The 22160-nt window shown below is 70.7% G+C and carries 18 protein-coding genes; 4 read left to right on the forward strand and 14 right to left on the reverse strand.

All coding sequences use genetic code 11. The annotated features are described in order from the left end of the window. Window positions 1-5 precede the first annotated feature (5 nt). The 10 genes from GA0070561_RS12210 to GA0070561_RS12255 form a co-directional block, all read right to left on the reverse strand. Window positions 6-2180, reverse strand: coding sequence for a peptidase domain-containing ABC transporter (locus GA0070561_RS12210; RefSeq protein ID WP_091399730.1), 2175 nt, complete (start codon window positions 2178-2180; stop codon window positions 6-8). Next, on the reverse strand, window positions 2177-2671 hold the full coding sequence (locus GA0070561_RS12215; protein WP_141710364.1) for a hypothetical protein: 495 nt from the start codon (window positions 2669-2671) through the stop codon (window positions 2177-2179). The genes GA0070561_RS12210 and GA0070561_RS12215 overlap by 4 nt, the downstream gene beginning before the upstream one ends. After that, complete coding sequence (locus tag GA0070561_RS12220) at window positions 2664-6008, reverse strand: type 2 lanthipeptide synthetase LanM family protein (protein ID WP_091399735.1); 3345 nt, start codon at window positions 6006-6008, stop codon at window positions 2664-2666. The genes GA0070561_RS12215 and GA0070561_RS12220 overlap by 8 nt, the downstream gene beginning before the upstream one ends. A gap of 93 nt (window positions 6009-6101) precedes the next feature. Further along, window positions 6102-6380, reverse strand: coding sequence for a mersacidin/lichenicidin family type 2 lantibiotic (locus tag GA0070561_RS12225; RefSeq protein WP_091399738.1), 279 nt, complete (start codon window positions 6378-6380; stop codon window positions 6102-6104). Window positions 6381-6468: 88 nt separating this feature from the next. Beyond that, the gene (locus GA0070561_RS12230; protein WP_091399741.1) at window positions 6469-6720 is read right to left on the reverse strand and encodes a mersacidin/lichenicidin family type 2 lantibiotic; all 252 of its coding nucleotides are present in this window, start codon (window positions 6718-6720) and stop codon (window positions 6469-6471) included. 72 nt (window positions 6721-6792) lie between these two features. Beyond that, window positions 6793-10110, reverse strand: coding sequence for a type 2 lanthipeptide synthetase LanM family protein (locus GA0070561_RS12235; RefSeq protein WP_167362379.1), 3318 nt, complete (start codon window positions 10108-10110; stop codon window positions 6793-6795). A gap of 33 nt (window positions 10111-10143) precedes the next feature. After that, entirely contained in the window at window positions 10144-10968 is an 825-nt protein-coding gene (locus tag GA0070561_RS12240) for an AfsR/SARP family transcriptional regulator (protein WP_091399745.1), read from the reverse strand. Between the two features lie 311 nt (window positions 10969-11279). Further along, window positions 11280-11909 (reverse strand): VOC family protein, encoded by a 630-nt coding sequence (locus GA0070561_RS12245; RefSeq protein WP_091399748.1) that lies wholly within the window; start codon window positions 11907-11909, stop codon window positions 11280-11282. A gap of 64 nt (window positions 11910-11973) precedes the next feature. After that, entirely contained in the window at window positions 11974-13164 is a 1191-nt protein-coding gene (locus GA0070561_RS12250) for an MFS transporter (RefSeq protein WP_091399750.1), read from the reverse strand. 99 nt (window positions 13165-13263) lie between these two features. Beyond that, on the reverse strand, window positions 13264-13743 hold the full coding sequence (locus tag GA0070561_RS12255) for a MarR family winged helix-turn-helix transcriptional regulator (protein ID WP_244166166.1): 480 nt from the start codon (window positions 13741-13743) through the stop codon (window positions 13264-13266). 85 nt (window positions 13744-13828) lie between these two features. On the opposite strand from GA0070561_RS12255, the gene GA0070561_RS12260 reads away from it, so the two are divergent. Continuing rightward, a complete protein-coding gene (locus GA0070561_RS12260) occupies window positions 13829-14674 on the forward strand; it encodes an NAD(P)H-binding protein (protein ID WP_208603747.1) in 846 nt (281 codons plus the stop codon). 77 nt (window positions 14675-14751) lie between these two features. Here GA0070561_RS12260 and GA0070561_RS12265 read toward each other — a convergent pair whose 3' ends face one another. Together GA0070561_RS12265 and GA0070561_RS12270 are read right to left on the reverse strand one after the other, a co-directional pair. Next, window positions 14752-15636 (reverse strand): pyridoxal-phosphate dependent enzyme, encoded by an 885-nt coding sequence (locus GA0070561_RS12265; RefSeq protein WP_091399757.1) that lies wholly within the window; start codon window positions 15634-15636, stop codon window positions 14752-14754. A gap of 63 nt (window positions 15637-15699) precedes the next feature. Beyond that, complete coding sequence (locus GA0070561_RS12270) at window positions 15700-16233, reverse strand: hypothetical protein (RefSeq protein WP_091399759.1); 534 nt, start codon at window positions 16231-16233, stop codon at window positions 15700-15702. A 256-nt stretch (window positions 16234-16489) separates the two neighbouring features. Between GA0070561_RS12270 and GA0070561_RS12275 the strand changes: the two genes are divergently transcribed. Together GA0070561_RS12275 and GA0070561_RS12280 are read left to right on the forward strand one after the other, a co-directional pair. Beyond that, window positions 16490-17704, forward strand: coding sequence for a hypothetical protein (locus tag GA0070561_RS12275; RefSeq protein WP_091399762.1), 1215 nt, complete (start codon window positions 16490-16492; stop codon window positions 17702-17704). Next, the gene (locus tag GA0070561_RS12280) at window positions 17697-18278 is read left to right on the forward strand and encodes a hemerythrin domain-containing protein (RefSeq protein WP_091399764.1); all 582 of its coding nucleotides are present in this window, start codon (window positions 17697-17699) and stop codon (window positions 18276-18278) included. The genes GA0070561_RS12275 and GA0070561_RS12280 overlap by 8 nt, the downstream gene beginning before the upstream one ends. A gap of 103 nt (window positions 18279-18381) precedes the next feature. Here GA0070561_RS12280 and GA0070561_RS12285 read toward each other — a convergent pair whose 3' ends face one another. Both GA0070561_RS12285 and GA0070561_RS12290 read right to left on the reverse strand, forming a co-directional pair. Continuing rightward, window positions 18382-19095: a GAF and ANTAR domain-containing protein gene (locus tag GA0070561_RS12285; protein ID WP_091399766.1), complete on the reverse strand. Its 714-nt coding sequence runs from the start codon at window positions 19093-19095 to the stop codon at window positions 18382-18384. A gap of 236 nt (window positions 19096-19331) precedes the next feature. Continuing rightward, window positions 19332-20459: a DUF4185 domain-containing protein gene (locus tag GA0070561_RS12290; protein WP_091399768.1), complete on the reverse strand. Its 1128-nt coding sequence runs from the start codon at window positions 20457-20459 to the stop codon at window positions 19332-19334. 246 nt (window positions 20460-20705) lie between these two features. On the opposite strand from GA0070561_RS12290, the gene GA0070561_RS12295 reads away from it, so the two are divergent. Further along, complete coding sequence (locus tag GA0070561_RS12295) at window positions 20706-22148, forward strand: FG-GAP repeat domain-containing protein (protein WP_091399770.1); 1443 nt, start codon at window positions 20706-20708, stop codon at window positions 22146-22148. Window positions 22149-22160 lie beyond the last annotated feature (12 nt).

The raw sequence follows: 22160 nt of genomic DNA on the forward strand, positions 1-22160 counted from the left end.
CCCGGCTACAGCGGCCGGGCCGTCTGGAGCTGGTCGCGGATCAGCGCCTCGTAGTAGCGCCCGTGCGCGATCAGCTCGTCGTGCGTGCCCTGCTCCACCAGGGAACCCTCCTCCATCACACCGATCAGGTCCGCGTTGAGCACTGTGCTCAACCGGTGCGCGATGACGATCCTGGTGCACGACAGCGCCGAGAGGACCTCGTCCACCCGACGCTCGGTGACCACGTCCAGGTGGCTGGTCGCCTCGTCGAGCAGCAGCAGCGGCGGGTTGTGCACGAGGGCGCGGGCGAGGGCCAGCCGTTGCCGCTGGCCGCCGGAGAGCCCTCCGCCGCCCTCGGTGAGTCGGGTCTCGTACGCCATCGGCATCGCCATGATCTCGTCGTGGATCTGCGCGCGCTCGGCGGCGAGGACAACCTCGTCGTAGGTCGCCGACGGATGTCCGAGGGAGATGTTGTCGCGGACGGACCCGGCGAACAGGGCGGGCTCCTGGGTGACCATGCCACACCAGCGGCGCAGCTCGCGGAAGTCGAGGTCCTGGAGCAGACGCCCGTCGAATCGGACCTCGCCCTCGCTGGGCACGTACAGCCCGATGATGGTCTTGGCGAGCGTCGTCTTGCCCGATCCGGTCCGCCCGACGAGCGCCACCTTCGCGCCGGGCGGGATGGTCAGGTCGACCCCGCGTACGGCCCAGGCGGCGTTGGCGCTGTAGCGCATGCCGACCCCGGTCAGCGTCACCTGCCCGGAGATGCGGCCCGGCGGCTGGGACGTGGACCGGTCCTGCTCGGCGGCCTCGTCCATCACGTCCCGGATCCGTTCCAGGTGGGTGCCGACCGTCTGTAGTTGACGGGCCGTGTTGACCAGGCCCATCAACGGGGTGAGCACGGCTGCGGCGAGGGCGTTGAGCGCCAGCATGGTGCCCAGCGACATCGCGCCGGCGACGACCTGGTGGGCGCCGACCCACAGCAGGAGCAGCGGCGAGCCCATCCGGAACACCCCGAGCGTCGCCTCCAACCCGGTCTCCAGCTGACGGCGGTGCAGCGAGGCGAACTGCCGGGTCTGGAAGAGACCGGACCAGCGGCCGAGGACCTGCTGCTCGGCGCCCATCGCCTTCACCGTCTCGGCGCCGGCCAGCACCTCGACCGCGTAGTTCTGCTCCTCGGCCTGGGCGGCGATGTCGCGGTGCGTGCGTTCCCGCATGGCCCGGTACGTCGCCACGATCGCGCCCAGTTGCAGCAGACCCAGGCCCAGCACCAGCCAGGCGTAGAGCGGTGTGAACGCCAGGAGCATGCCGATGTAGACGACGACGAACAGGCCGTCGAGGACGAGCGACATCGTCTGGCTGGTGACCAGGTCGCGGATGACGGTGTTGCTGGACATCCGCATCAGCAGGTCGCCGCTGCTGCGCAACTGGAAGTAGGAGTACGGCAGGGCGAGCAGGTGGTCGAAGAAGCGCCGCATCATGGTGTCGTCCATGCGCGCGTGCAACACGTTGAGAGCGGCACCTCGGGCGTAGGTGCCCACCCCCTGGGTGGCCAACAGCAGGAGCATGCCGAGGCCGAGGACGGTCAGGGCGTCGACCTGTCCCTTCCCGATCACCGTGTCGACCGCGAACTTGGTGATCAGTGCGGGCAGCAGCACCGCCAACTGGAGCAGCAGCGAGACGACCAGGACCAGGCCGAGCAGCGGACGGGAGAAGGTCAGCATGCTGCGGGCGAAGCGCAGCGAGGCCAACCGTCCCGGGCTGGGGCGTCGCTCGAACTCCTCGCCCGGTGTGAGTTCGATGGCGATTCCGGTGAATCCCTCGCCGAACTCCTCGCGGCTCATCCGCCGCCGGCCCATCCCCGGGTCGACGACGACGGCGCCGCGTCGGTCCCACCGCTCCAGCACCAGATAGTGCCGGAAGTTCCAGTGCACGATCGCCGGCAACCGCAGCTGCGGCAGTCCGTCGAGGTCGACGCTGACGCCTCGGGCCCGCATCCCCGTCCGGCGGGCGAGTTGGGTCATCTGCAACGCCGTGGCCCCGTCGCGGCCGATGCCCAACTGCTCCCGACACTCGGCGACGGAGGTCCACCGCCGGTAGGAGCTGAAGACCATGGCCAGGCACGCGGCACCGCATTCGGTGGCGCTCATCTGGAGCATGATCGGCACCCGGCGACGCGGTCGCAGCCAGCTCATCGTCATCGCAGGACCCCCTCAACGCCCGGCACCAACTCCAGCAGGGTGGGGTTGGCGACCACGAGACTGAGCCGACCGAAGCTCTCCTTCGCGTCTCCGGCGAGCCAGACGATGGTGATCGGTCGGGGCACCTCCGCCGGGATGTTCCAGCGCCGATCGGCGGGGTCGTCGACGACCTCGGCCCGGACGACCCGCAGGGTCGCCCGGCCACCCTCCTGCACGAGGGTGACCTCCGTGCCGGGCACCGGCTCAGGATTGAGGCGCCCGGCGAACATGGAGACCAGATTCGGCCCGTCGGCACCGATCACGGCGCCGTCGACCGTCCGCGGCACCCGCATGACCGCCGCGAAGCCCACGCCGATCAGCAGCAGCACGGCGAGCGCGACCAGCGGTCGTCGTGAGGACCGGATCGGGCTCCGTCCGGGACCGTCGTGCACGCCATCGCGGTAGGTCGCCAACGCCTGCGGCCGGTACGGCCAGAGCTGCTGCTCAGCCACGCGGGTCACCGCCCACCGCCGCGACCGGAGGCTCGACCAGCAGGATCGACGGAACCCGCTCGGGCAAGGCCAGGCGCAGCAGGTTGTAGCCGATGCCGGCGATGCCGCTCATCAGGCCGGGAGTCTCCGCACCGAGCGGAACCCCGCACAGCCAGCCGTCCCGGTCGATGTAGTCCAGGATGCTGGCGGCCACCAGCTCGGCCTGCCGGGCGGCGTCCTCGTCGCCGCGGACCCGTGCGGCGGCCAGCAGGGCCTCGACGTTGCCGAGGTCGCCGTGGCAGATGCTGTGGTTGCCGGTGCCCGTGATGACCTCGCCGGTCAGGCCGAACCGCAGCATGCCGGTGCTGGCGTCGGAGAGGTCGCGATCGAGCAGTTCGTGGTCGTCGACGTAGCCGGCCAGGTCGGCGCGGGCGAGCGCGATGCCGGGCCCGCCGTGGCACCAGGCGACCATGGAGTACCGCTCCGGCGTGGTGTCGCGCAGGTCGAGCCAGCACATGTGCTCCGGGTCGAAGGCCGAGCGTTCGTAGCGCATCGCGCCCTCGACCAGCGGCAGATGGTCGCGGTTGCCGAGGGCCCGGTCCAGCCGGGCCAGGGCGACGGCGATGCCGGACCCCCCGTGTGAGAAACCCGCCAGCGGCCGACTCGGGTTCACCGCGCCCGCCCAGCCGATCCCGTCGCCGGCCGGCTCGGCCTTGTCCGCCAGGATCCGGGCGAACGTGCGGGCCGCGTCGAGGATCGGCTCCGACGGCCGCGCCGCGTGCAGCGCCAGCAGCGCGAGGATCGCTCCGGCCGCGCCGCTGATCACGTCGTACGCCTCGTCCTGCGGCGCGAGGTGCAGCAGGACGGGCACGATCCGCCCGGCGGCGTCCAACAGGTCGTCGCGCTGCCACAGGGCGCCCAGGTGACTCAACGCGTACAGCGGTCCGCCCAGCTCGTTGAAGGCGCCGACGGTGAAGTTCTCGAGGCTCTCCGTCGGCGTCTCGTCGAGCAGGTCGATCTGACGTACCAGCATGCCGGCGGCCACCTCGGCCGCGCCGCGGAAGCGCTGCTCGCCGCTGACCTCGCCGAGGTAGCCGAGGAACAACGCGATCCCGGACAGCCCGCTGTAGAGGTCGATCCCGACCGGGCCCAGCTGCCAGATCTTGTCGGCCACCAGGGTGTGCCCGAGCCAGGCGATCGAGTCCTCGCCGGTGTCGGCCGACAGCAGCAGCCGGTCGCCGGCGGCGCGCGCGGCGGCGATGAACCGGTCCACGTCGGCGGGAACGGTGGCGGCGGTGACCTGGTACTCCGACCACTGCCCCTGACTCTCCACGCCCATCGTCAGCGCCGCGAGCGAGCTGCGCAGGATCCAGGTCTGCTGGGCCAGATGCGTTTCGGAGAGGGCGCCGATGCGCTGCCGCGAGCGCTCCAGACCGCTGGTGGGCAGCACCCCGGCGACCACCGAGCCGTCTCCGGCGACGAAGTCGTGCGAGGCGGGCGTCGTGCTGAAGAAGGGGATGTCGCCGCGGCTCAGCTGTGCCTGCTCGGCGGTCGCGATCCGGGCCTCGGCGCCCGGCCACTCCTCCTGCAACCAGAGGAAGCTGAAGAACCGCTCCCGGTCCAGCGCGTTGCGCAGCAGGTCGGGGTGGCGGCTCTCCTGCAACAGCTTGCCGTAGGTGCGGGTGGCGCGCAGGATCACGCGTACCTCGTCACCGGCGAACGCGGCCACCGGCCCGTCCGGTGCCAGCAGCTCGTCGCGGTGGCGGTGCAGCAGCCGGTAGGTCTGCTCGAACCCGGCCATGATGTCGGCGCTGAAGTCGAGGGTGTGGTGTGCCGCGTCGCTCAGGCTGGGGAGGTTCTGCCCGCCGCCCATCTCGATCCGTTTGCGGACCAGGCGCATCTCGTCGGTGCCGGACTCCTCCCAGGTGGCAACCGGGGTGGGCGTGAGCTGCCCGGCGGTGCCGGCCAGACCGCTGAAGTCGACGCCGCCGACGCCGTCGTCGTCCTGGTAGATGATGGGCCGGGGCAGGAGCCCGACCTCCAGGACCGACTCCCGCATCGTCCGGAACGACTCCGCCGAGACGCCGATCTGCTGGTCCGTCTGCTCGCCCTGCGGGTGGAAGAGGGCTTCCAGGTCGACCAGCATCGGGTGCTCGCCGGCGGCGATGATGTTCTCCAGGTGGAAGTCGACGGCCGCGAGGCTGTGCAGCAACGCCAGGTAGCTGCCCTGCCGGGTGTAGAAGCGGCGCAGCGCGTCGTGATCGGCGCAGGGCCCGGCGGTGACGAACTCCGACCAGCCGTAGTCACCGCGGTCGAGCACCCACATGGTGCGCAGCGACGGTTGCGCGCCACGCGTGTTGAGCCAGTCCAGCAGTTGCTGGAAGTGCAGCTCGACCTGCAGTCCGCGGGGCTTGTAGACGGCGCGGGCGCCGTTGGCGAAGCGGACGAACCCGACCGAGCGGCCACCGCGGTGTGAGTCACCGGCGCCGAACGACACCTCCGTCACGCTGCCCAGCTCCGCCGGGTCGCCCAGCCGGGCGGTCAGGGCGGTGGCGTCCGCGGTGAGGCGCTGGGCGAACTCGATCCGGGCGTCCACCCAGTTGTCGATGAGGATGGTCGCGTCCCGGGCCAGCACCGGATACTCCATCAGGACGTCGAGCGTGTACTTCGGGTCGCGCAGCCGCCGGGCGAAGTCCTGGAAGCGCTGCTGCGAGGTCTCCCCCTCCAACTGCCCCTGCAACCGCAGGACGTTGAGTTCCAGCACGAGCACCCGGCCGACGAGCAGGTTGATCGCCCCGTAGGGCGGCTCGCAGAGTTGGTCGGCGAGCAGGTCGGCATCGAGGTGTCCTCCCGGCGTTTCGACGCAGGCCGCGTGCACCGCCTCGCGTACCCGGCGGACGCCGTCGTCCACCAGCGGGCGCACCAACTCGACGAACGCGGCGTGCGGGTGCGGCTCGTGGTGGTGGTCATGGTCGTGGTCGTGCCCGTGGTCGTCCCCGTGGTGGTCAGCGTCAGCGGTCTCGCCCGGCCGGTGGTCGCGCCATGCGCGCTCGATGGTGCGCACGTAGCCCGGGATGTCGGTGAACCTGCTGCGGACCGTTTCCGGCGATTCGCCGAGCACAGTGGTCAGCGTGGGCTCGTCGAGGTCGAGGGCGTCGAGCCAGCTCTCGAACAGGTGCGTGTCACCGGCGAAGACCGGTTCGTTCTTCCACCGATCGAGCCGGAGCCGCCCCCGGTCCTCGTCCACCGAGCCGGTCGGCGCCGCGCCGCCGAGCCTCTCCGGCAGGGAGTACGCCAGGTACCAGCAGGGGTTCGAAACGTCCACCGGGTCGTGGCCGGGCAGGTGCGACTGCGTCATCGGGGGTGCTCTCTCTCGCGCAGCGGTCGGGTCTCGCGGGGGACGGTGCCCGGACACCTCAGGTGTCCGGGCACCACCGGTGGAGCGGGTGAATCAGGCGGTGCACAGACCGCAGGTCGACTGCGTCTGGCAGGTGCCACAGGTGGTTCCGCCGCACGTCGCGCCACAGGAACCGCACGGGGTCTCCCGGGCGGTGAAGCCGCCGCAGCAGCCGAGGGTCCACAGTCCCTCGGTACGCGCGCCGGCGATGTGCGCGAGGACGTCGTCACCGAGCTCGACGACGCCGCAGGGGTGCTCCGGCAGCGCCGCCAACTGCTCGGCGGAAAGGCTCGCCCGGTACTCGGGGTCCTTCCAGGCTTGCACGATGTTCATTAAGTGCTCTCCTCAGGGAGTTCGGGGTGTGCCGGCGAGGAAACGCATCCGTGCGGGACGGTTCGGGTTCCTCGCCGAGGTGGATCGGTCAGCCGCAGCAGCCGGCGGTGAACGCCGCGCAGGTGCCGTTGCAGAAGGTGCCGTTGAAGGAGAAGCAGCCGGCGGCCCCGGTGACCACGGTGATCGTGGGAGTCGGGGTCCACGTTCCGCCGTCGGCGCCGTCGAGCTCCTGGTCGTTCAGCTCGACGAAGCCGGCCGGGTTCGCCGGCAGGCTGGCCCGGTCCTCGGGGCTGAGGGACGCCCGGTAGACCGGGTCCTTCCACGCCCTGATGTAGTCCATGTGAAACTCCGATCTATAGGTGGTGAAGCGCGATACGTGGATGGACCTCCACGGCGGAACCGTAGGACCGCGCTATGGCAGATCGATGGCACCGCGATGGTCGGTCGGCGGCTCCAGCAGCAGCACCGACGGCACACCCGCCGGGTCGGCCCACCGCAGGAGCGCGTAGCCGATGCCGGCCAGGCCGCTCATCAGCCCCGGTGTCTCCACGCCCCGTGGCACGCCGCACCGCCAGTCACGGTTCTCGATGTCCGCGACGGCGGTCGCCGCGATCGCGGCGGCGCGCTGGGCCGCCTCGTCGTCCCCGAGGGCTCGGGCGGCGGCCAGTGCGGCCTCGGCGTTGCCGAGGTCCCCGTGGCAGATCGAGTGGTTGTGCAGCAGGTTGCTCGGCTCCAGCGTCGCCGTCAGCGCACGCCGCAGGTCGTCGCGCAGCAGCGCGTCGTCGGTGGCGTAGCCCAGGAGTTCGGCGCGTGCCATCGCGACCCCGGCCGCGCCGTGGCACCAGGCGACCATGGAGTCGCCTTCGGGCGTGTCCGGGCGTAGGTCGCGCCAGTTGCCGGTCGCCTCGTCGTACACCGTGCGTTCGTAGCGCAGCGCCGCGTCCACCGCGTCGCGATGCTCGTGCGTCCCGGTGTACCGGTCCCATCGGGCCAGGGCGGTCGCGATACCGGACGCGCCGTGGGAGAAACCGGCCAGCGGCGTGTCCGCGTAGAGGGTGCCGGACCAGCCGACCCCGTCGCCGACCGGCCGTGCGCCGCTGAGCGTGTGCCGGGCCAGCGTCCGGGCGCCGTCGAGCAGGCTGGGGTCCGCGGTGACCCGGTGCAGCGACAGCAGGGCCAGCAGCCCGCCGGCGCTGCCGTTGATGATGTCGTACTCGCGGCTTTCGGTGGCGTGCGTGACCATCGACGCGGCCAGGCCCACGGCGGTGTCGACCAGGTCGGCGCGGTCCAGGACGGCGGTGAGGTGGCTCAGGGCGTACACCGAACCGCCCAGGTGGTCGAAGCCGCCGACGCCCGCGGTCGCGGTCGGGCCGGCGAGCCAGCTCCGCGCCTCGCGGAGCATCATCGTGGCGGCCCGGTCGGCGGCCTGCCGGTAGACCGTGTCGCCGGTGACGTCCGCCAGCCGGGCGAGGAACAGGGCGATGCCACTGATGCCGTTGTAGAGGTCCATGGCGCTCGGGCCGAGCATCCACACCTTGTCGGCGATCAGGCTCAGGCCCAGCCAGCAGATCCGGTCGTCCTCGGTGAGCGCGGTCGCCAGCATCCGATCCCCGATGATGCGCGCCGCGTCGACGAAGCGCTCAGGTGCGACCGTCGCGGGGGCAACAGGCGAGTGCACGACCTTCGCGGGTACGACCGGCGACGGCAGGACCACCGTGCCGGGGCGGCTCGGTGGACGCCACCGCGACGGGTCTCCCATGATCAGCGCGGTGAGCGAGGCTTCGATGATCCAGCTCTGCTGGGCCAGGTGGTCTTCGGACATGCCCACCAGTCGGTCGCGGACCGCGTCCAGGCCGGTCTGGCGCAGTGCCCCCGGCACCACTGTGCCGTCGCCACCGGTGAGGTCCGTCGACGACGGTGTGGTCACGAAGATCGGCACGTCGCCGGCGTACATCTGGGTCAGTTCCGCGGCGATGAGGAGGTCGCGGTCCTCGCGGTGCTCGTGCCCGGCCCACAGGTTCTCGAAGTACCGGTCCCGGTCCAACGCGTCCCGCAGCAGGTCCGGGTGCTGCGCCTCGGCGAGCAGCCGGACGTACGACTCGGTGGCGCGCAGGACCACCCGCACCTCGTCGTGCGCGAACGCGGCCAACGGGCCGGACGGCCCCAGCAACTCGTCCCGGTGTCGCAGCAGGATCCGGTAGAGCGTGCGGTATCCGTCGCCGATCTCGGGCGCGAACTCCGTCACGTCCAGACGCTGCTCGCCGAGGGTGGGCAGGTTCCCCGAACCGGGCAGCGGGACCCGCCGCCGATCCAGGCGCATCTCGTCGGTGCCGAACCCGTCCCAGACCGTGACCGGCCGGGCGGTCAACTGCCCACCAGCCCCGGACATCCCGCTCATGTCGAACTGGTTGACCTGGTTGCCCTCGGTCCAGACCACGGGTGCCGGCAGCAGCCCCACCGTGATGACGGACCTGCTCATCAACCCGACCCCGGCGCTCTGCAGGTAGCCCGCCTGGTCGCCGATCGGCCGCTCCCACTGCCAGTTGTGCAGCATCGCCTCCAGATCGATGAGCATCGGGTGCTCACCGGAGGCGATCACATTTTCCTGATGGAAATCCGTCGCGCCGAGGGCCTGCAACAGGGCCAGGAGCGCGCCCTGCCGCCGATGGAACCGGCCGAGGGCGTCGCGGTCGGCGCACGGTCCACTCTCGACGAACTCGGTCCACCCGTACACCTCGCGGTCGACGACCCAGAACGTCCGCAGCGCGGGGTGCGCGCCGCGCTCGTTGAGCCAGGCCAACAGGTGTTGGAAGTGGCAGTCGACCTGTAGGCGCCGGGGCTTGTACATCACCCGCGCGCCGGTCGCGAAGCGGACGACCGCCACCGAGCGACCGCCCCGATGGTTGTCCCCCGCCCCGAAGCTCACCTCGGCCAGGTCGCCGAGCGAGTCCGGCCCGCCGCACCGGTCGGACAGCTCCGCGTGGTCGGCGACGACGCGCTCGGCGAACTCCAGCCGGCTGGCCTCCCAGTTGTCGACGACCCGCACCAGATCCCGGGCCAGCACCGGATATTCGCGCAGCAGGCGCAGCGCGTGCTGCGGCTGCTCCAACCGGTGGAGGAAGTCGTGGAAGCGCTCGTGCGGGCTGCTTCCGGACAGCTCGCCCCGGATCCGCAGCACGTTGAGTTCCAGCGCCATCGTCCGGGCCACCAGCATGTTGACGGTGTCGACCGGCCCCGGGCCCAACCGCGTGGTCAGCGCGTCGGCGGACAGGTGCGGGTGGCCGTCGACCAACGCCGCCACCCGGGCGCCCAACCGTTCGAGTGCGGCGGCGATCAGTGGCGCGACGAGCGCCGCGAATCCCGCGCTGTCATCGTGTCCGGCCGCGCCGTGGCCGGGCGCCACGGTGGCGGCCGGATGTCGCCGCGCGGCCTCGACCAGCCGCCGGGCGTAATCCGGTGCCGTGCCGAACCGGGCCCGAACGGTCTCGGGCTGCTCGCCCAGGGCCCGGATCAGACCGGCCTCGTCGAGCCCGTGCTGGGCCAGCCGCTGCGGGATCAGGTCGGGCCGCCTCGCGTGCACCGGCTCGTCCAGCCACATCTTCAGCCGGATCCGGCCGAGATCCTCGTCGACCGGGCCGGTCGGCACCGCGCCGGTCAGCCGCTCCCGCAGGGAGTGACCCAGAAACCATCCGGCGTCCCCCGGCTGCACCGGGGCAAGGCCGTCGTCCATCTGCTCCGCCTCACCGCGCGGCATCGCCGCGCATCACGTGGTGGTGGCCGCCCGTGCCCGGGCGGGTCCTTCGAGAAAAAGGTCCGACACCCAGGGCGGGCCCAGGTCGCCGCGCAACATCGAGGTGTACGCCGCGAGCAGCGCCGGGGTCGGCTCGACGCCCAACTCGGTCGCCAGACGGGTACGGAAGGCGCTGAACACGTCCATCGCCTCGCTCTGCCTGCCGGTCTGGTACAGGGCGGTCATCAGCATGATCGCCAGCCGTTCCCGCAGGGGATACTCCGTCTGCAAAGCGATGAGCGCGGGGATCGCCCGGCGGCAGTCGCCCAGCCGCAGGTGCAGTTCCAGCCGGTGTTCCAGGCAGACGATGCGGCGTTCGAGCAGATGTTGCCGACGGCTCTCCGCGTACGGACCGGTCAGGCCCGCCAACGGCTCGCCCGCCCAGCTCTGCTCGGCCTCGGCCAGTAGCGCCGCGGCCCCGGCGAGGTCGCCGGCCGCCTCGGCGGCAGCCGCCCGCTCAACCGCCTCGTCGAAGTCCGCGACGTCGGTGCGGGCCGAACCGAGACGCAGCCGGTAGCCGATCCGGGAGCTGTCGATCGTGGGACCGTCGCGGCCGACGCACGCCGCCTGGAGCGTGCGCCGCAGACGGTAGATGTACGGCGGGATCAGCTTCGTGCCGGTCGCCGGGGTCTGGCCGCCCCAGACTCCCTGCAGGATCGACGCCGGTGTGACCACGCGGTTCGCGTTGAACAGCAGGATCGCGAAGACCGCCTGTTGCCGGACGGGCCCGAGGTCGAGCCACTCTCTGCCGACCTCGGCGTGCAGCGGGCCGAGGGCGAGAAACCGTACCCGCGTCACGGCATCGCACCGCCCGCACCAGGACTCGTCATCGAGGTCTCCTCCCTACCGGCGGCCGGGGGACCGCACACAGGCGACGAGGCACGGCACGCACCCGGGTCAGCTCTGAATCCGGCGGTGCCGCATGGATCGAAGATCATCGTGTTCAGGGGATGGTAGGACGGTCGGCGTACAACTCGCGTACATCGCCCGTACGAACAGCGCGCAGCCAGTAGCGCCGCGCACTCCGAAACGGAAACGGTGCTGCCGGTGAGTCATCAGGTGACTCACCGGCAGCACCGCGATCAGCAGGTCTTACGCGTGGGCGTAGCTCACTCGGGCAGCGTGGCCCCCGACTGCTCGCTGACCATGTACGCCGCGTACCAGTCGGGCCAGTTTTCGTCATGCTCGCCCGTACGTTTCTCGTGCTCGCCGTGCGCGGCGGCCGCGCGTCGAAGCGCGCTCGCCAGGTCGCTCGTGGAGCCGAACGAGGTGAGGCCACCCTCGATGCGTCCGGGAAGCCTGGTGGTGATCTCCTGCATCAGCCAGGTGTTGCCGTCCGGGTCGCGCAGCGTGGCGCGCGAGAAGTAGCTGCGCCGCTGCGGGTCCGGCCCGTCGACCGGGCCGTCCGGGCTGACGTGGAAGACGTCGCCGACCTCGACACCGGCGGCAGCGAGGGTGTCGTGGGCCGCCTCGATGTCGGACACGATCAGGTACGCCATGGCCGAGCCGGGTGCCGCCGACGTCAGCCCGGTGCCGAACTGTACGGAACACGCGGAGCCGTGCGGCGTCAACTGGACGATGCCGGGCGGGGTCTGGTCGAGCCGCCACCCGAGTCGTTCGTAGAACGCCTTCGCCCGGTCGACATCCGACACCGGGATGACGATCACCTCAAGCTTGACGTCCAGGCTCTCGATCCGCGACGTCGCACTCGCGTCGCCCTGGGCCACCTTCGGGCTCATCGCCCCTCCCTTTCTGATCATCACGCTGCTGCTTGCGTCAGTGCTCGTCGCCGGCTTCCCGGGCTCAACCCGGCGCCATCCTGGTGGCCCTGCGTACCCCCAACAGGGCGACCAAAGCGAGGAGGATGACGGCGACGGAGTACTCGTCGGCTGTCCTCGGCAGGCCGCCGGCGTAGACCACGAGGAAGCCGGCGATCACCGTGGGGAGACCGAAACCGACGTAGCAGACGACGTAGAGCACGGACAGCACGCTGGCGCGTTGGTGCGCCTCGACCAGCGGCATGACCGTCTTGAGGCTGCCCTGGAAGCCGCTGCCGAAGCCGACGCCCCCGAGCGCGAGGCCGACGAAGAAGACCGGGATGGACTGCGCCATGACCGCCACCAACGTGACGATCATGCCCAGGATGAGCGCGACGATTCCGGTCAGGATCACGGTCCGCGCGGCGGTGTTGCGCTGCACCAGCACGGCGATCGACCCGAAGACGGCGAAGACGAAGAGGACCAGACCGCCGATCACGATCGACGTGTTCATGAGGCTGCGGATCAGCGCCGGGCCGAGCGCGCCGAAGAACCCGGCCAGCGCCCAGACCGCGAAGAGCACCGGGACGACGACCAGGACCGGTTGGCGCACGGAGCGGGGCAGTGTGATGTCCGGCCGCAGGCTGGCTCGGGCCCCGGCCATCGGGGTGACCGTCTCCGGCATCAGCGCGACCCCGACGGCCTGGATCAGCAGGATCACGAGCAGCACGACGTACACCAGTCGCGTCGGCGCGGGCAGGAACTGGATGAGCAGCGCCGAGAGCAGGGCGCCGCTTCCGGTTCCGATGCCGGGGGCGATCGAGTTCGCGAGCGTGCCCCGGGCCCGGTCGATGTCCAGCATGGCGGCGCCCACCGCGCCGGTGGCGGCGCCGGCTGCCAGCCCCTGCACGAGGCGGGCGACCAGCAGGGCCGCAACGCCGTTGGCGAAGATGAAGACGACCAACGCGAGCATCTGCACCGCGATCGCGACGGCCAGCACCGGCCGTCGACCGACGTGGTCGGACAACTTGCCGAACGTGAGCAGCGACGCCAGCACCGCGAGGGCGTAGACGGCGAACACCACGGTGGTGGTGACCGGCGAGAAGTGCCAACGTTCCTGGTACACACCGTAGAGCGGGGTCGGGGCCGCCGACGCGGCCAGGAACGACACCAGGATCGACGCCAGCAGCACCAGGGAGACCGTCGGTGTGAGTCGGGCCCGCCCCGCGATAGGCATGTCGGTGCTCCTCGGCTGCGTGAAAAGCGGTCAGCCTGGGCGTCCCGCCGGCCCCCGGGGCCACGGCGGCGTACCCGGTTGGCGCCGGCACATGCCAGCTCAGCCCTCGGTGTCCTGGCCGGTCGCCGGGAGGCTCGCCACGCCGCGGGCCAGCGCGTCCCTGAAGTCGCGGTACCGGTCGGGGCCGAGTGTGTCGGCGAGTTTCTGCTCGATCAGGTGCACGAAGCCGTCGGAGGCCGCAATGAAGCTGAGACCCCGATCCGTCGGCACGATCAGCTTTGCCCGGCGGTCGGCCGGGTCGGGCATGCGCCGGACGTAGCCCAGCCGTTCCAGCTCGTCGAGGATCGCGCCCATCGTCTGCTTGTTGCGGCCGGCCAGCCGGGCCAGCTCGCCGGGGCGGGTGCCCTCGGCGTCCAGGTACGCGAGGACCGCGCCGTGGCGCGGCCGGACGTCGTCGAACCCCTGCTCCGCCGAGCGTCGGAAGATCTCCCGCTGGACACGCGCGGAGAGCTGCACGGCCAGGATCCCGAGGTCGGGGTCCTGCTCCTTCAGTGTGCTGCGCTTCATAATTTGGTCCAATCATTGGACTGTACAGCTTATGGACTATATCGTCGCTGGCGGCGACCGTGGTCCGACCACGGTCCGCCGGACCGGGAGGATGACCATGACCATTCTGATAACAGGGGCAAACGGCACCGTGTCGCGGGAGGTGCTGCGGGAACTGGCCGGCAGGCAGCCGCTGCGCGCCCTCGTCCGGGACGCCTCGCGCACGCCAAGGCTCGACGGGGTCGAGTACGTCGTCGGCGACCTGGACCGCCCCACCACGCTGACCCCGGCGTTCGAGGGTGTGACGACGCTCTGGCTGCTGATGCCGATGGGTCCACTGGCACCGAGCCAGAGCATGAACGCGGTGTGGGCCGCCCGGCAGGCCGGCGTACGGCACATCGTCCGGCTCTCCGCGATCGGCGCCGCGCACGACGCGCCCACCCGCAACGGCCGCCTGCACGCGCTCTCCGACGCGGAGCTACAGGAGTCCGGTATCCCCTGGACCATCCTGCGACCGAGTCACTTCATGCAGAACCTGCTCGGTGCCAAGGCCGGCGAGCACCTCTACGGTCTCTTCGGCGACGCGCGGGTCGGCCTGATCGACGCCCGGGACATCGCCGCCGCAGGGGCAGCAATCCTCGCCGCGCCACAGCAGCACCAGGGCAGGATCTACACCCCCACCGGCCCGGAGAGCATCACGCTCGACCAGGCGGCCGACGAGATCGCCCGTACCCTCGGCCAGCCGGTGCGCTACGTGCCGCAGAGCCCGGAGCAGGCACGCGACGGCCTGCTCCAGGCCGGCCTCGACCAGTGGTCGGCCGAGGTCCTCGCCGAGTACCGGGTCGCCTACGGCTCCGGGTGGGGCGACTTCACCAACGACCACGTCGAGCGGATCGTCGGCCGGCAGCCGCGGACCTTCGCCGAGTTCGTACGCGATCACCGCGAGCACTTTGCCGGCGTCTGATCCGTCGACAGCTCGGCGCGGTGCCCTCCGACACGACTCCGCCGGAGGGCACCGCCGTGCGCGCCCGGCCGGCGCCCCTACAGCTCGGGGTGGCCGAAGAGTCCCGGCAGCCCGCCGCTGTGCAGAAAGACGACCCGGTCGCCGTGCGGGAAGCTGCCAGCCAGCAGCGCCGCCATCGCCCGACCGGTGTACGTCGGGTCCAGGAAGACCCCCTCCGTACGCGCGGTCACCTCCAGCGCCGCCCGGACGGCGTCGGTGAGCGTGCGGTACCCCGCGCCCACCTGGGTGCCGTCGATCCGCAGCGCGTCCGGCTCCACCTCGCCGACGAGCAGCCCCGCGACGGTCGCCCGTGGGTCCGGCACGGCACCGACATCCACGCCGATCACCCGCTGCACGCCCAACTCCCGCACCAGGCCGGCCATCGTCCCGCCGGAACCGAGCGCCGCCACCACCTCGACCCCGTCGGCGTCCGGCAACTGGGCCCGCAGTTCCCGACCGCAGTCCACATAGCCCTGGATCGACGCGGGAGCGGTGCCGCCGAACGGGATGACGTACGCCGATCGTCGCTCCGCTTCGGCCGTCACCACCTCGGCGAGCGGACGCTCTCCGCTCCAGACGATCTCCGCGCCGGCGAGCCCGTCGAGCAGCAGGTTGCCTCGCCGACGCTCCGGGGCCGAGCCGGCGAGCACCAGCACACAGGAGAGGCCGAGCCGCGCGGCCGCGGCCGCGGTGAGCCGGGCGTGGTTGCTCTGCGGCGCCCCCGAGGTGATGACAGTGGTGGCGCCGTCGGCGATCGCCTGCGCGCAGGTGTACTGGAGCTTGCGGATCTTGTTGCCGCCCCCGCCGAGGCCGGTGAGATCGTCACGCTTGAACCAGAGCTCGGCCAGCCCCAGCCGGGCGGCGAGCCGGGGCGCGGCCTCCAACGGCGTCGGCCAGGTACCGAGGGGTACGGGTGTGATCATCCGTGCAGCTAAACACTCCCCGGCCGCGCGCGCAGCTTCCTGGCCGTGGGCGCGCCTGCGCAGCTATGCCCGACGTGCTGCCGCCCGGGGCAGCGGACCGACGTCCGCGTGGCGACCGGGACGGAGCGCCGCGTGCCGCTGCCCGGGGCCCGCTCCGTCGCGGGCGGCGAGCACGTCGGCCACCGCTCCGGTGGCGAACGCGTAGATGGACTTGTGCAACACGTCGATGGCGAGTTCGGGGCGGGGCCAGGTCAGCGGAGGCGCCCCCACGCCGGTGGCGTTCTCCAGGATCTGGTCGTTGGTCAGGCGCACCGCCGTGAACATCGTCGAGGCCCAGGCGCCGCGCAGCCCGGCCTGCGCCATGACGCTGCGCAGCACGCCGAGCAGTGCGCCCTGGCCGTAGTGCATCGCCAGGTTCTGCCACCGGGGCTGCTGCCCGGACGACTCCGGCAGGCCGGTCAGCCTGGCCAGAACCCGGGCGGGCACGTAGGAGTCGGGCCGATCGGTCACCCGCTGTTCGATCTTCTCGGCGGCCGTCATCACCGCCGCCCCGGCCAGGCCCGCCACCAGTCCCTGCCACACCGCTCGCTTCAGCATGGTTCAGCCCTACCCAGCGATCAGGCACCCACACCCGCGAGTCGTCACCGGACCTCATTCCGGACGACTGCCTGGTTTGCCACCGTTCGCGGCGGGTACCGGCCCAATCGGGTCAAGACATGTGCCCTCCAGTGGTCCGTCCTGCCGTGGCTCCGCAACGTCCCCGCGGCGGGGCGCAGACACGCAGCCCTTCGGCCCCTCCGTCGCCGCTCAACCCCAGGCGGCACGGCCACCCTCCCCCCCATGAAGGAGAGGCATGTTCAATCCGCTCGACCACAAAGGAATCCCTCTCGAAAACCAGATCCGCAACTGGCGTGAACTGAACGTCGATCCGATCGACCCGGAGGCGGTGGACCCGTACACCCGATGCCGGATCATCACGATGAACGGCATCGAGATCGAGGCGATCAACTTCCAGCACCAGTTCGCCCGGAACTGCCCAGACCAGGAGGTCCGCCGGCAGCTCGCCTACGTCCGGTACCTGGAGAACCAGCAACAGCGGGTGGTGAACTGGCTGCTCCCCGGCGTCGCCAGCGTGCTGGAGACGACGCTCGGTTACGAGCAGGTGGCCGTCGACCTCACCGCCTGGGTCGCCCGGCACGAACCCGACCCCTACCTCAAGCAGGCGTACGAGTTCGGTGTGCTGGAGGACTTCGACCACCTGTACCGCTACGCCAACCTCTACGAGATGGTCGAGCGACGCAAGGCGGAGAAAATCGTCGACGGGCTCACCGAGGTCATGCCCGGCCGACCGACGGTCCAGGAGCACCGGCATCCCTTCGACGAGGTCCGCACCCCGTACGACCGCAACTCGGTGGACCCACGCTCGAAGCTGCACGCGTTGACGATCCTGTCAGCCGAGCAGCAGGTGATGTTCTACTACATGAACGTCGGCCCGCAGTACATGGAACCGATCGCGCGCCAGCTCTACCAGGAAATCAGCATGATCGAGCAGGAGCACGTCACCCACTACGAGTCGCTGCTGGACCCGGGTGAGAACTGGTGGGAGCGGCTGCTCACCCACGAGTACAACGAGTGCTGGCTCTACTACTCCTTCCTGCAGCAGGAGAGCGACCCCCGGATCAAGGCGGTCTGGGAGCTGCACCTGCAGATGGAGCTGGCCCACCTCCAGCAGGCCGCCGACCTGCTGCGTCGGCACGACGGCCGGGAGCCGGAGGAGGTCGTCGGCAGTGTCGGCCTTCCCGAGCCGCTGACCTTCGAGCCCAACAAGGACTACCTGCGCCACCTGCTGGCCACCCAGATCGACGTGACGAAGCTCGGCGAGGGCTACGTCCGCGAGGCCCACGAGCGCTTCGAGTGGATGCAGCAACAACTGCACGACGGCCAGCAGCCGCCGAGCGAACAGGTCATCGACATGCACCGGGACCGCTTCGGCGACGAGTACCGCATCGAGACCGAGGGCCCGCACCCGATCGAGACGCTTCGCGCCGAAGGAGGCAGCCATGCCTGACACCGACACCCCGGCCACCCCCGGTCCCGAGGAGGATGTGGTCGACCTTCTGCTCGCCCAGCACGCCCAGATCGAGCAGCTCTTCCTGCTGGTCATCGGCGGCACCGGCGACACCCGGCGCGACGCCTTCGACGATCTCGTCAAGCTCCTCGCCGCGCACGAGACCGCCGAGGAGGAGGTCGTCCACCCGCTCGCCCGGACGCTGCCCGGTGGGGGTGGTGACGCGATGGTCGACGACCGGCTCGACGAGGAGCGGCAGGCGAAGGAGACCCTGCAAACCTTGATCAAGGGTGGCGTGGACGCCGACGGCTTCGACACCGGCATCGTCCTGCTGCGCGACGCCGTGCTCCTGCACGCCCGGCACGAGGAGCGCTACGAGTTCCCCCAGCTCCGTCAGCACGTTCCGGTCGACCGGCTTCGCAGCCTCGCCACGGCCGTCCGGGCGGCGGAGGCGTCCGCGCCGACGCGGCCACATCCCAGCGCCCAGTCCGCGAAGGGCAACCTGGCCGCCGGGCCGGTGCTGGCGGTCATCGACCGGGTACGCGACGCGGTGCGCAAGCCTTCGGAGAGCTGACCGGAATCAGCCGGGCGGTGACCCGTTCCGCGCGATCTGTCGACAGGGTCGCCCGCCTCGTGCGGGCGGCCCGGTCGGCGTAGCAGCGCAGTCAGGGCTGCACTCACCCCTGAGTCTTTCCCACCGCCTGGGCGACCAGGGCCTCCGCGACCTCGCGCACCTTCCGGTTGGTGTCCTGGGAGATCTTCGACAGCAGCGCGAACGCCTCCTCCGACGAGCACCGTCGGCTCCCCATGATGATCCCTTTGGCCTGCTCGATCACCGCCCGATTCCGCATCGCCTCCTGCATCTGCGCGGCCAGCGTGGCGGCGTTCTCGTACAGGTGCGCGTTGGCCAGTGCCACCGCCGCGTACGCGGCGAAGCCCTCCGCGCTGGCGATCGAGGACGGATCGAACGCGTTCAGCGAATCGCTGTAGACGTTGAGCGCACCGACCACCGACCCCTGGATGGGAAGCCCGATGGAGAGGGAACTCTTCACCCCGGCGTCGCGAGCCCGCTCCGCCCATGCCGGCCAGCGTTCTTCGGTGGCCATGTCCGGCACGGAGATGGTGTCACCGCTGGCGGAGGCATCCAGGCAGGGGCCCCGGTGCTGCTGGTACTGCCACTCGTCCAGCTCACGGGCCAGCTCGCCGGTGAACGCCCCGGTCCAGCCGACCCGACCCCGCACCAGAGTGACAGTCACCTCTCTCGTCCCGGGAATGCTCCCCTTGGCGAGTTCGGCGATCCGGCCAAGCATGTCGTCGAGGCTGACTTCGTCGAGTCTGACCCGGCCCAGCTCGGCCAACGCGTCGGTGGGATCCATCGTCGGCTGCGTCATCGCAGTACGCCCTCCTTGATCGGCGTCCGCCGGAATGGAGGATTCCGGCACGGCCGGCATCACGTCGGATGCTCGGCAGCCCCGCCCCGGGGCGGTCGTCAGCAACCGTGCTCCTACCCCCTGAGTCACCCACTCACACCCCTGCTGAGGACATCGCGGCCCGCGTTTGCGCAGATCAGCTCCAGCGGGTCGGGGTCGCGAATGTCGGGCCACGACGACGGTCGGTCAGTGGCCGGTCACACCGAGCCGGTGAACTGGCTGACGTGGTAGGCGGTGCTGCGGCCGTCCGGGGTGCGGGTCCACTTGGAGACCATCAGGTGCAGGTCGTCGGCGTTCCGGCTGGACCAGGGATGGATGAACCCACCGTAGAGCGCGGGCTCCTGCCAGCCCGTCAGCTGAATCTTCTCCCCCGTCCAGGCCCGGTCGGGTCCGGACGCGGTACGGGTGACCAGACATCCGTTCTGGCAGTTGAGGTAGGACATCACCCAGGTCCCGTCGGCCAACCGGCGCACCGATGGCTCGCCGAAGCGGCCGGTGAGGATGGGTGTGCAGGGTCTCCCCCAGCCCCAGTTGGCGCCATTCCAGCCCCAGCCCTCGTACGACTCGGGGTAGAACAGCCGGTCCCACCGGACGCGTCGCAGCATCATCGGACCGTCCTGCCGCCCCGACCGGACCGAGAAGACGTAGACGTACTCGCCGTCGCGCTGCATGGTCCACATCTGGAACGGGTCCTTGTTGTCCGGACTGTTCCACCACTTCAGCGGTGTACGGATGAAGTCGTTGCCGTTGTCGGAGTAGGCCAGCCCCGCGTAGCGGGACTTCCACTGCGGCCCGGCCGGGCCGGCGGAGTTCCAGTTCTCGATGCTCATGTAGGAGATGAGCTGCCGACCGGTCTCCGGAAAGCTGATGCCGTCGTTGGGGATGACGGTCACCTCGGGAAGACCGTCGATGCCGATGCCGTGGTGGCCGTTGTGCATCAGCTCCGGTGCCCGTCCGTTGCCGACGACGCGTGCGGCGCTGTCGAAGACGATTCCGCCGGGCGCGCCGGGGTGGACGGCGGAGCGCAACATGACCGGCGACCGCCAGTCGTTCGGCAGGGGCGGGCCCTCGGGCCACGGCGTGTCGAAGGTGTCGCCGAAGAGGTAGCCGATCGATCCGTTCTCCAGCACGTAGGGGATGCCCAGATCGGTGCCGGCCACCCGCCATCGGCTACTGGTGTCCAGGTCCGCACCGGTCAGCCGCTTCTTCCAGACCGCCGCTCGGGCCGCAGCGGCAGTGGTCAGGATCGCGCCGACGGAACCGACCGCGCTGGCGGCCCCGATCGCGGCGGCACGGCCGAGCAACGAGCGACGACCTACGCCCATGGCTGCCCTCTCCTGTCGCACTCGTCATGGCCCTGCCGCGGTGATTGGACAGCGGTTGCGGGCGAGTAAACCCGCCGACGACAACCGCTGTCAATACCTGCCCGCCTTGAACGATGCATTGAAGGAATTCTTCATAGAACATTGACAGCCATCAGCGCCCTGAAGAAACTCTCAGCAATCGGTCCCCGGTCGGTGGCGGTCTCGTGACGCCATCAGTCGACCCGTCCCGACCCGACGAGGAGCAGCGTGAGACGTACTCTCCTGGCCCTGCTGATGGCCCTCGGCGTCGCCGGCACGACGGTCCCGGCCTCGCCGGCGCACGCGGACCCGGTCGGCACCCTGGCCTGCCCCTCCATCCCCGCCAACCGCGACCCGGCGGTGACCCTGGTCGTCTACCGGGTCGCCCGGGCCTACAACGCCAACGACAAGGTGACGCTGTCCGCCTTCGAGGCGGGCTGGGTCGAGTCACACATGAACAACCTGCCGTGTGGCGACAAGTCGTCGCTCGGGGTGTTCCAACAGCGCTGGGACTACGGATGGGGCACTCCGGAGCAGATCATGGACCCGGTCTACGCCAGCACCCAGTACGTCACCCGGGCGATCGTCTGCGACCGCAACAACCCGGGGTACAGCGCGGGCCAGGTCGCCCAGTGCGTCCAACGGTCCGGTTTCCCCGACCGGTACGACCAGGCGGCCGCCACCGCCCGGGCCCAGCTCAACGAGGCGGCCCGCACCCACGCCATCGCCGGTGGATCCCCCACGGACGTGACCGGCGACGGCCGGGACGACATCGTCACCTTCACCCAGAACGCCCTCGCCGACGTCTACGTGGGCACGTCCACCGGCGGCTCCTACACCGGCACCTCAGCAAAGTGGAACGACTTCTTCTCCCTCGGTGGCGAGACCGCCACCACCGGCGACGTCAACGGCGACGGCCGCGACGACATCATCACCTTCGCCCACAGCAACACCGGCGACGTGTACGTCGCGCTCTCCACCGGCACCTCGTTCGGTGCTGGCCTCAAGTGGCACGACTGGTTCGCGCCCGGCGCGGAGATCGGCGCGGCCGGCGACGTCAACGGCGACGGGCGCGACGACATCGTGGCGTTCACCCACAACCCCGCCGGCGACGTGTACGTCGCACTCTCCACCGGCACCGGCTTCGGGCCCGGCCTCAAGTGGCACGAGTTCTTCAGCCCGTTCGGCGAGTTCCCCGCGCTCGGCGACGTCAACGGCGACGGGCGCGACGACCTCATCACCTTCACCCAGGGCCCCGCCACCGCCAGCGACGTCATCGTCGCCCTGTCGAACGGCAGCTCCTTCGGCGCCGCGCAGAAGTGGCACGACCTGTTCGCCGTCGGCGCCGAACTACCCCGGGTCGGTGACGTCAACGGCGACGGCAGAGACGACATCGTCACCTTCACCTGCGATCCCAACGCCGACGTGTACGTCGCCACCTCCACCGGCACCGGCTTCGCCGGGACCACAGTGAAGTGGCACGACTTCTTCTGCCTGGCCGGCGAGTTCCCCTACCTCGGCGACGCCAACGGGGACGGCACTGACGACCTCATCGTCTTCACCAAGGGCGCCACCAACGATGTCCACGTCGCGCTCTCCACCGGCACCGGCTTCCTCGGCGCCACCCGATGGCACGACTTCTTCGGCCTCAACGGCGAGACGACGCTGTGATCAGCGGATTGG

This window comes from Micromonospora saelicesensis (genome assembly GCF_900091575.1).
Lineage (GTDB): Bacteria > Actinomycetota > Actinomycetes > Mycobacteriales > Micromonosporaceae > Micromonospora > Micromonospora saelicesensis.